This is a genomic window from Neisseria sp. (assembly GCF_030523955.1).
Classification (GTDB): Bacteria; Pseudomonadota; Gammaproteobacteria; order Burkholderiales; family Neisseriaceae; genus Neisseria.
The window spans coordinates 1-9605 of record NZ_JAUNHL010000084.1 but is presented as its reverse complement, the minus strand read 5'-3'; the positions used below and the strand labels follow the sequence as shown (position 1 = coordinate 9605).

The following is a 9605-nucleotide window of genomic DNA, read 5'->3' as shown; positions in this document are numbered from 1 at the left end:
ACCGAAACCATCGAAGTGCGCCGCAAAAAGCGCAACGACATCGAGCAGGATACCGATCTGGCGATTAAAACCAAAAACCTCGAAGCCGAGCGCACCCGCCTGAACATTTTGCGCGAGGAAGAATACGCCAAGCTGGAACAAGAGCGCGAAATCGCCGTACGCCGCGCCGAGCAGGAAGCCAGTATCGCCGAGCAGGAAGCGGCCAAAAAACGCGAGGCGGAAGAAGCGCAGATTGCCGCCGAGCGCGAAGTGGACCTGAAGCGCATCATGGCCGAGCGCGACATTAAAAACGAAGACATCCGTAAAGCGCAGGCCATCGAGCAGGCCGAAGTGGAGCGCCGCAAAGCGATTGAATTGGCCGAACAAGACCGCGCGATTGCGGTGGCCGAAAAATCGCGTGCCGAATCTGAAGCCAAGGCCGAGGCCGACAAAGCGCGTGCAGCGGCGGTGCGCGAAGAGGAGAGCGTGGTAACCGTGCGCGAAACCGAGCGTGCCGAGCGTGCCAAGGCGGTGGAGCTGATTGCCGCGCAGGAAGCGGCGCAGAAAGACGCGATTGCGTTAACGGTAGCCGCCGATGCCGAAAAACTGGCGGCGCAAGACCGTGCCGAAGCGGTGCGCATTGCCGCCGAAGCCGAAGCCGAGAAGCAGCGCCTGCAAGCCAAAGGCGAGGCCGATGCCAAAATCCTGCTGGCGCAGGCACAGGAGCAGCAATACAAAGTGGATGCTGAAGGTACCCGCGCAGTGAACGAAGCGGCCAACGTATTGAGCGTGGAGCAGGTGGAAATGCAGGTACGCCTCGCTTTGCTCAAGCACCTGCCCGACATTATCCGCGAAAGCGTGCGCCCGATGGAAAACATCGACGACATCAAAATCCTGCAAGTCAACGGCTTGGGTGGTTTCGGCGGTGTTTCTGCCGGTTCGGATGCGGCAGAAGGCGGCAGTGCACAGGGCAGCCTGGCCGACCAGATGGTCAACAGTGCCTTGCGTTATCGCAGCCAAGCGCCTTTGGTGGACGGCCTGCTGAAAGAGTTGGGCTTAAACGGCGGCGACATCAACGGCTTGACCCAAGGCCTGGACAAGGGTGTGGGCAACGGCGAAGGCTGATGATTGGTTGATTGGGAGCAATGCCTGTCTGAAAAAGTTTTCAGACAGGCATTTTTAACGGATAAGATTGTTTTTTGCCTTATTTGATATCAAAACCGCTGTTTTTTCATCTTTTTCGCAATAAAATACCTTAGAAAATCACTGCAAGCTGTTTGATCGATATAGAACCAACGGCGGTTTTCAGGTATATTTCACATGATTTCAAACCATCCGAACAGAAAAGGAAGAGAGGTTGATATGGCGAATATTTTAGTGGTACCGGTGTGCCCGCATGTGGATGCGGTAGAAGTGGTCGAAGCGCTGGCCGCTGCGTTGCCGGAGGCGGCGGTATTCAATGTATTGGAAAACGCGGCGGAAGCCGAGCGCCTGATTGCCGCCGGCGAGGCAGATGATTGGCTGGATCTGTTGATTGGACGCGCCGCGCAAGTCGGTGCAAAAAATCTGGTGATTCAGGGGGTAACCCCGGATGCTGAGCGCGTGTTTATGGCAGCTCAAAATGTGGATTTGGCCACTTCCTTTAATGCGCGCGTGGTATTTGCCGCCGCCGAAGAAGGCGGTCTTGGCCGCCGCTTGAAGCTGGCCAAACAAATCTTCAACGGCAAAAACGTGGAATTGGCCGGCGTAATCGGTTGCGGCGCCGAAGCAGCGAAAGAAGCCGGCCTGCCTTATCTGGGCAAAGTAGGCGTGTTGGAAGGTAGCGCCAAATTGGTTGAGCCGCAAGCGGAGAAAATGTCGCCCGCGCAATTCCGTTTCAATATGATGGAATCGGCGCGCAAAGCCAATAAGCGCATCGTGTTGCCGGAAGGCGCCGAGCCGCGTACCGTACAGGCCGCTGCGATCTGCCATGAAAAAGGTATTGCCCGTTGCGTATTGCTGGCACCGCGCCCGGCGGTGATGGCGGTAGCCGAGAATATGGGTATCGAGTTGCCGGATTCGGTGGAAATCATCGATCCCGAAGATTTGATGCCGCAATACGTCGAGCCCATGGTGGAGCTGCGAAAAAGCAAGGGTTTGACGCCGGAGCAGGCTTGCGAGCAATTGAAAGATACCGTGGTATTGGGCACCATGATGATGGCGCAAAATGATGTGGACGGCTTGGTTTCCGGCGCGATACACACCACCGCCAATACCATCCGCCCGGCATTGCAATTGATTAAAACCGCACCCGGAGCAAGCATTGTTTCCAGCGTATTCTTTATGCTGTTGCCCGGCCAAGTATTGGCTTACGCCGATTGTGCTGTTAACCCGAACCCGACGCCCGAGCAGCTGGCCGAAATCGCGATTCAAACCGCCGATTCCGCCAAAGCTTTCGGTATCGAGCCGCGCGTGGCCATGATTTCCTATTCCACCGGCACTTCCGGCGCCGGACCCGATGTGGAAGCGGTCGCCGCCGCCACCGAATTGGTGAGACAGAAACGCCCGGATATTCCGGTAGACGGCCCGCTGCAATACGATGCCGCCTGCGTGCCCAGCGTGGCGAAATCCAAAGCGCCCAACAGCCCGGTTGCCGGCAAAGCCACCGTGTTTGTCTTCCCGGATTTGAATACCGGCAACTGTACTTACAAAGCGGTGCAACGCAATGCCAACGTATTGAGCGTCGGCCCGATGCTGCAAGGCTTGCGCAAGCCGGTAAACGATTTGTCGCGCGGCGCATTGGTGGAGGATATTGTTTACACCATCGCGCTCACGGCTATTCAAGCGGAGCAAATGGCGCAGTAAGCAGCTGGTTTGCAAAATAAAATGCCTGTCTGAAAATATTTTTCAGACAGGCATTTGTTTGTGCCGATTGATTTCGTTATAGCGGATTTAATTAATTTTCGATACAAGGCAGCAAGCCGCAGACAGTACAAATAGTACGGCAAGGCGCAGTAACGACGTAGCGAAAGTTAAGTTAATTCGCTATATATACCTGATTAAGCATCGGGTAATGTTGCCATCCAGAGGCCGCTGGCCAAGCAGATGGCGGAAGCTGCAAGGCCTATCCATAATTGTTCGGGGAAGCGCCAGAACAGAAAAACACAGGAGAAGGTCATCATGCTCCAGGCTAGGTATTTTGCGCGACGCGGGACGGCGCGCCGGGTTTCCCAGTTTTCTATTATCGGGCCGAAATAGTGGTGTTGCTTCAGCCAGCGGTGGAAACGAGGCGAAGCACGCGCCCAACAAGCGGCGGCAAGTAAAACAAAAGGGGTGGTCGGCAATACCGGTAGGAAAATACCGATAATGCCAAGCAGTAAGAAAACGATGCCGGCAATCCAGAATAATGTTCGGGTAACGATCATGGCTGTTGTGGCAAGTTGTGAGCGATTATGTGCAGGTGGCGGGGCGTCAAAACCAATAACAAGAGCCGTGCATATCATTATTGGCTATAAATTTCAAAATATTATTTTGTATTTCGATCCGGATAAGGCTCTTTTATCCTTTTTCTGACCTTGTTTCTGTTTGCGGAAGCTTGAGTTGTTGCCAGCCTTCGTGCCCCATTTCTTCTAATACCCGGATATTGCGCTCGAAAATTTGGGCGGCATCGGGAATGGCTTCAACGGCTTTGCTGATGCTCTCTTCGCGTATCAGATGCAGGGTAGGGTAAGGCGAGCGGTTGGTGTAGTTGCTGATGTCGTCCGGATCGGTACCGGCAAATTGGAATTGCGGATGAAAGGGTGCGATTTGGATAATGCCTTCCAGATCGTTATCGAGTACGGCTTGCTCGGCGAAGTCTAGGATGTCGTTGAATTTTAGGAAGTCATCGTACAAATCAGGGTGTATCAATAAACTTGTTTCAATTTCTTCGGCGGGCACGGATGCCAGATAGAGCAGCTCGCGGTCGAGATCTTCGAGAAAGCCGTCGGTATGTTTGGCATGGCTAAGCACGATGCGCACACGGTTTTTAATGTAAGGCGCTTTGGCAAACGGGCAAAGGTTCAGGCCGATAACGGCTTTTTCCAGCCATTGGCGGGTGTGCTCGATAATGGTTTGGTCGCTGGTGGTCGTGGTCATGTTTGGGGGCTTATTCGGAAGGCGGAGGGAAAGCGGTTTGGGCGGCACACGGGCCTTTGCCGTTGATCAGTTGCTGTTGTTCTTCAATCCAGGCTTCGCAGCGTGCGGTTAATTCGGCATACTCGCCGCTGTCGTGGGCAATCGGTGGGCCGACGATGACTTCAACGGTGCCCGGATATTTATAGAATGAGTTGCGCGGCCAGTATTCGCCGCTGTTGAGGGCTACCGGGACCATATCCATTTCCAGCAGTTTGGCCATGCGGGCGGCGCCTTGTTTGTATTTGCCGCGCTGGCCCGGCGGGATGCGGGTGCCTTCCGGGAAGATGTTGATCCAGAAGCCTTCCTGTTTGCGCGCCATGCCTTGTTTCAATAATTCTTGGGTCGCCTTGGCACCCGATGAGCGGTCTATGCCGATGGTTTTGGCGATTTTCAAACCCCAGCCGAAAAAGGGGAGACGGAACAATTCTTTTTTGGCAACAAACACTTGCAAGGGGAAGATTTCCTGCAAAGCCAAGGTTTCCCAGCCCGATTGGTGCTTGGAGCAGATAATCGCCGGATAGTCGGGGATGTTTTCTCTGCCGGTTAGTTGGTAGTTGAGGCCGATGATGTTTTTCAGCGACCACAATAACAAGCGCGCCCAAGCGCGGCCGATTTTGTTGGGGCCTTGGGGAAAGGGCAGGGATAAAACGGTAATCATAAAGGCGATAGGCGCACTGATCACCAGAATAAGCCAGTAAATCAGATTTTTAATCAGCAGCATAGTTGTTCCAAACGGGATGATTTTGTTTTCAGACAGGCATCAGGCCTGTTGCATAATATATTGCGAAAACGCCATCAGGTTATCAAATACCAGAGTGCCTTCGGGCAATTGGTCGCCCTCGTTTTTCAGGGTTTTCTGCCCTTTGCCGGTGAGCACCAATACGCTTTTGCCTCCTGCGGCGGCGATGGCCTGCAAATCGCGCAGGCTGTCGCCCACCATGTAAACTTCTTCGGCGCGGGCGTTGAAACGGGCGATGATGTCTTGAACCATGCCGGGTTTCGGTTTGCGGCAGTCGCATTCGTCGGCGGCGATGTGCGGGCAGAACCAAATGCCGTCTATCTGTCCGCCGGCTTGTTGGACCAAGCGGTGCATTTTATTGTGCATTTCGTTTAATTCTTGGATGCCGTAATATTTTCGGCCTATTCCGGATTGGTTGGTGGCGACGGCCAGCGTGTAACCGGCTTGGGTAAGAAAAGCGATGGCATCCATGCTGCCTTCTATCGGTATCCATTCGTCTGCCGATTTGACAAAATCGTCGCGGTCGTGGTTGATAACGCCGTCGCGGTCGAGAATGATCAGTTTCATGAAAACAGGGCTTTCTTGATGGTTTTTTGATGGGGAATGCCTGTCTGAAAACGGCTTGAACCCTTTTCAGACAGGCATTTGCGTGTTTCGGACTTCGCTTTAATAGCGCTCCAAGCCTGACCATTGGCGCTGGTGATAGGCGCTGTCCCAAAACAACCATTCCAGTTTAGCTGCCATTGTATAGGCATGATGCATTTTTTGCAGCGTTAATTTGTCGCTTTGTTCGGCCAGCCTATCGGCAATCGCAATCACTTGGCGCACCGACTCCTGAAATTCTTCGCCGGCATAGGTGTCGATCCAAGCCTGATAGGGATTGTCAGGCGCGGATTTGTCGAAAATATCGTTGCCTACCTCGGCATAAATCCAGAAGCAGGGTAGCAGGGCGGCTACCACCACGGGATAACTTTCCGACCAAGCGGTGGCCAGCAGGTAGGCGGTGTAATGGTGGCAGGCGAGCGTGAGCGGGGTTTCTTCGTATTGTTGCTGCGTGATGCCGAACCGCTGCATAAAGCCGTTGTGCAGGCTGCGCTCCACTGCAATCGCGCCTTGTGCCGAGCTGGCGAATTTGAGAATGGCATCGGCATCGAATGCTTTTGCAGCACATACCGCCAGCGTGCGACCGTAGGCTTCCAGATAGTGTGCATCCTGAATCACATAATGGCAAAACGCGCTTTTGTCCAGCGTACCTGCGGCAAGTTCCTGATTGAACGGCAGGTTTAAGGTGGCTTGATATAAATCGAGATTGCGCTCCCAAGCTTCTTGGCTGAATGACATTTGTTTCTCCTTTGCTTTCGGTTTATCGAACCGCCGTCAGCTGTTTCGGCGAAATTTCGTCGGCATACTTCTTGAAGAACAACAATACAGGCGTTTGCTGATGGCTGGTCGCATACCATTGTGCCGTATTTTCGGCGCTGTCGGGGTAAAACCGATGGTTTTTTTGTAGAAACCGGAGTCAACGCGGATGATGGCGTTGCGGTCTAGAATAATCAATTTTTGATACCGGTCTTTGTGGCAATGCCTGTCTGAAAGCGGTTAAGCAGTTTGGCCGTTTAGCATTTGGTGCAACAGGCCGATGTGGTGCGTTAGCGTGGGGTTATAACCCAGCGCGGCGAAGGGGTCGGCCAGTTTGTGGCCGCCGTTTTGTTTGAGGGTAACGGCGGCGGCTACCGCTTCGGCCAGTTGCTCGGGCCGGCTGCGCGGGAAGAAAAAGCCGGCTTCTTCGTTCATCACTTCGCAACAGGCCATATTGTCGGACAATACCACGCGGGTGCCGCACAAAACGGATTCTACGCCCACCAAGCCGAAAGGCTCGAACAGCGAAGCCATGATGGTGTAATCGGCGGCGCGGTAAAGCTCCGGCATATTTTTGCAAAAGCCCAGTTCCTGTACTTTGCGCATCGGGCGCGGCAGAGGAGAGCCGGCTACGGCGAGTTTGACCGGTAAATCGGTGCGTTCGAAAAAATCCGCCAGCAAGTCGAGGCCTTTGCGTTTGTGGCCGGTAGAGGGAAACAGGAATACGGTTTCGTCGTCGCGCCAGCCGTATTGCGCACGGGTGGCGTCAATCTCTTCGGGTTTGGGGTAGAAGCGATGGGTATCGGCGGGCGGGTGGATGGTGCGGATTTTCTCGGGGGCGATGCCGTATAGTTCGATCAGCTCGCGCCGCATCATTTCGGAATGCGCCATGATGCTTTTGGCGGTGGCGTAATTGCTGCGGTTGCGGCGGATGGTGAGCTTGTCGATCAGGTTGGCCTGCAAACCCATCGCGCGCAGATAGCCTAAATGGTTGCCGCCGCAGATGAATACATCGGCATCATCGGCCGGGTTGCAGGCGATTAAGGGTTCGCCGGCGGGGCGTTGGCGGCGAAGCTGCGGGGCGAAGAAAAAAGGCCTGAGTTTTTTCGGTATGCGTTTTTGCCGGATGAGTTCGGGGCGGATCAGGGCGTATTCCGGCAAGGAGGTGTTGAATTTGGCGGCATAGACTTTGACTTCGGTATCGGGCTCTTGCGCAAGGGCGCGCACCAAATCGAAGGTGTAGCTTTCGATGCCGCCGCCGTGGGCAAATTGGTTGGCGCTGATGGCTAGGGTTTTTTTCATTTCAGACAGGCCTTTTATGGTGGCGTAAATTTACAAGAGGGCAAGGCGAGGCGGTACTATTTTAAGTTTACGTCACTCTATTTCAAACTGTTTTGCCAGCGCAGAAAGCCTGTCTGAAAGACTTGGTTCAAAAGGCTTTGGTTGGCGGCCGTATCGGCTATACGGTAGAAGGCATCGTCGGTTTCAATGCCCAGCGCGGCGAAGTAATCTTCCATAAAAAGGCCGTAGCCTTCTTCTTCGTCTGCATAGTAATAACGGGTGAAGCGGTTGCCCAAATCATTGAAGCAGGTCTCGTCGATGCCGCCGTTTAATTGTTCGAGCACAAAGTGCGTGCCGGAAATTTCGCCGCTTAACAGCAGGTCGAAACCGGGCAGTGCGGCTGCGGCTTCGCTGTGCAGATTTTGCGAAACCGCCCAAGCGTAATAATAGCCGATGTGGTGTGCGGCATGCTGCTCGGGTAAATCGGCGGGATAGTCTTCGTCGAGATGGAAGGAAATGTGGTCGTACATGGTTATCTGCTTTGCAAACGGCTGTGTTGGGGAATTATAGCATTATTGTCTTTCGGCGCTATTTGGGTGGGCGGCGGGTTTTCAGACAGGCAAAGGTCTCAGGCATTAATTATTGCTTAGGCCTCTTTATCTGTTAGTGGCAAGTTGCACTGGTTTGGCGAATGTAAGAGCTTGTAGATCGGGCATTCATGTCCGACAGAATTTGTTCACTACCTTTGTCGGGCATAAATGCCCGACCTACGAACTTCGCTGTGCAGCTGTACCTCGAACTTCATCCGCATGCGGATATTTTGCAAAGGTTTCAGGCATTAATTATTGCTTAGACCTCTTTATCGGTTAGTGGAAAGTTGCACTGGTTTGGTGAATGTAAGAGCTTGTAGGTCGGGCATTTATGCCCGACAGACTGAAATTATCTGGCAAGCAATTCGCTTAATAAGACTTTGCTTTGTTGCAGTTCGCTAACCTGCCCATCTATGGCGTTGAGCCGTTCCATTAGCCTGCCACGCAAATCGGCGCAGAAATTTTGCGGTTCATCGCGCAAGCAGTCGTGCATGAGTGCCAGGTCTTTGAGCGGTACGCCTGTTTTGTTGAGCAGGATGATTTTTCGGACAATCGCGATGTCGTCGGGGCTGTATTGCCGGTAACCGTTTGCATTGCGTTTGGGCTTGATGAGATTGAGCGTTTCGTAAAAACGCACCATACGGACGCTGCTGCCACAAGCTTGGGCAAATTCACTGATTTTCATGTTTGACCCTCTCACGGTGTCATGGTTTAGAGTGGCTATTTTAACCACCCAATAATGGGATTACTATGAAAAATAAGAACTTCACCAGCCGCCGCCAATTCTGTCTTGCCGCAATCACACTGGCTGTTTCGGCTTGCGCAACAAAATCCCGATTCAAGCAAGGAACAAAGATGAAACGCGCTTTTATTATTCACGGCTGGGGCGCAACGCCTGACGACCATTGGTTTCACTGGCTTTCAGGCCGTCTGAAAGCACGTGGTTATACGGTGGACGTGCCGATACTGCCCAATCCGACCGCTCCTGTTTTTGCCGGCTGGCAACATACTCTTGCCCGACATATCGGTACGCCGCAGCCTGATGATTTATTTATCGCGCACAGCTTAGGCAATATCACCTTGCTGCATTATCTGTCACAAACCCGTCCACCCAAAATCGGCGGCTTAGTGCTGGTGTCGGCGTTTGGCGGAAGACTGCCCAAGCTGGCTGAAATCGAAGGTTATTCTATTGATGATTATGTGGCGCAAGCGCAGTTGGACTTACCCGCCATTCGTGAGATGACGGCGAATATTACCTGTATCATCAGCGAAAATGACCCATTGGTTGCGCCTGAAGCCAGTTTGAAACTGGCAAATGCTTTGCAGTGCCATATCATTACTGTGCCAAACGCAGGACATTTTTTGGCCTCGGATGGGTTTATCGAGTTGCCGCAGGTGTTACAGGCGGTGGATGAGTTCCGCTAAGACTTCCGACACAGTTTTATTGTTTATAGCAGATTAACTTAACTTTCGCTACGGCGTTGCTGCGCCTTGCCGTACTA

11 protein-coding genes are annotated in these 9605 nt (G+C 53.2%); 3 read left to right on the top strand and 8 right to left on the bottom strand.

Annotated elements, in window-relative coordinates; genetic code table 11:
- Together Q4C79_RS12510 and pta are read left to right on the top strand one after the other, a co-directional pair.
- Positions 1-1104 (top strand): flotillin family protein (locus Q4C79_RS12510; RefSeq protein WP_303091353.1); only part of this gene is annotated, 1104 nt, incomplete at its 5' end.
- A gap of 237 nt (positions 1105-1341) precedes the next feature.
- Positions 1342-2823 (top strand): phosphate acetyltransferase, encoded by a 1482-nt coding sequence (pta, locus tag Q4C79_RS12505; protein ID WP_303091352.1) that lies wholly within the window; start codon positions 1342-1344, stop codon positions 2821-2823.
- Between the two features lie 194 nt (positions 2824-3017).
- Here pta and Q4C79_RS12500 read toward each other — a convergent pair whose 3' ends face one another.
- The 8 genes from Q4C79_RS12500 to Q4C79_RS12465 form a co-directional block, all read right to left on the bottom strand.
- The gene (locus tag Q4C79_RS12500) at positions 3018-3380 is read right to left on the bottom strand and encodes a YbaN family protein (RefSeq protein ID WP_303091354.1); all 363 of its coding nucleotides are present in this window, start codon (positions 3378-3380) and stop codon (positions 3018-3020) included.
- A gap of 136 nt (positions 3381-3516) precedes the next feature.
- Entirely contained in the window at positions 3517-4095 is a 579-nt protein-coding gene (locus tag Q4C79_RS12495) for a DUF1415 domain-containing protein (protein ID WP_303091351.1), read from the bottom strand.
- A 10-nt stretch (positions 4096-4105) separates the two neighbouring features.
- Positions 4106-4855, bottom strand: a complete 750-nt coding sequence (locus tag Q4C79_RS12490; protein WP_303091350.1) for a 1-acyl-sn-glycerol-3-phosphate acyltransferase — start codon at positions 4853-4855, stop codon at positions 4106-4108.
- Positions 4856-4894: 39 nt separating this feature from the next.
- Positions 4895-5440, bottom strand: a complete 546-nt coding sequence (gene gmhB / locus Q4C79_RS12485) for a D-glycero-beta-D-manno-heptose 1,7-bisphosphate 7-phosphatase (protein WP_303091349.1) — start codon at positions 5438-5440, stop codon at positions 4895-4897.
- A gap of 99 nt (positions 5441-5539) precedes the next feature.
- Positions 5540-6214: a thiaminase II gene (tenA, locus tag Q4C79_RS12480; RefSeq protein WP_303091348.1), complete on the bottom strand. Its 675-nt coding sequence runs from the start codon at positions 6212-6214 to the stop codon at positions 5540-5542.
- Between the two features lie 258 nt (positions 6215-6472).
- The gene (locus Q4C79_RS12475) at positions 6473-7534 is read right to left on the bottom strand and encodes a glycosyltransferase family 4 protein (RefSeq protein ID WP_303091347.1); all 1062 of its coding nucleotides are present in this window, start codon (positions 7532-7534) and stop codon (positions 6473-6475) included.
- A 77-nt stretch (positions 7535-7611) separates the two neighbouring features.
- A complete protein-coding gene (locus Q4C79_RS12470) occupies positions 7612-8043 on the bottom strand; it encodes a hypothetical protein (RefSeq protein ID WP_303091346.1) in 432 nt (143 codons plus the stop codon).
- A gap of 409 nt (positions 8044-8452) precedes the next feature.
- Positions 8453-8788, bottom strand: a complete 336-nt coding sequence (locus Q4C79_RS12465; protein WP_303091345.1) for a MerR family transcriptional regulator — start codon at positions 8786-8788, stop codon at positions 8453-8455.
- 170 nt (positions 8789-8958) lie between these two features.
- Between Q4C79_RS12465 and Q4C79_RS12460 the strand changes: the two genes are divergently transcribed.
- The gene (locus Q4C79_RS12460; protein WP_303091344.1) at positions 8959-9528 is read left to right on the top strand and encodes an alpha/beta hydrolase; all 570 of its coding nucleotides are present in this window, start codon (positions 8959-8961) and stop codon (positions 9526-9528) included.
- Positions 9529-9605 lie beyond the last annotated feature (77 nt).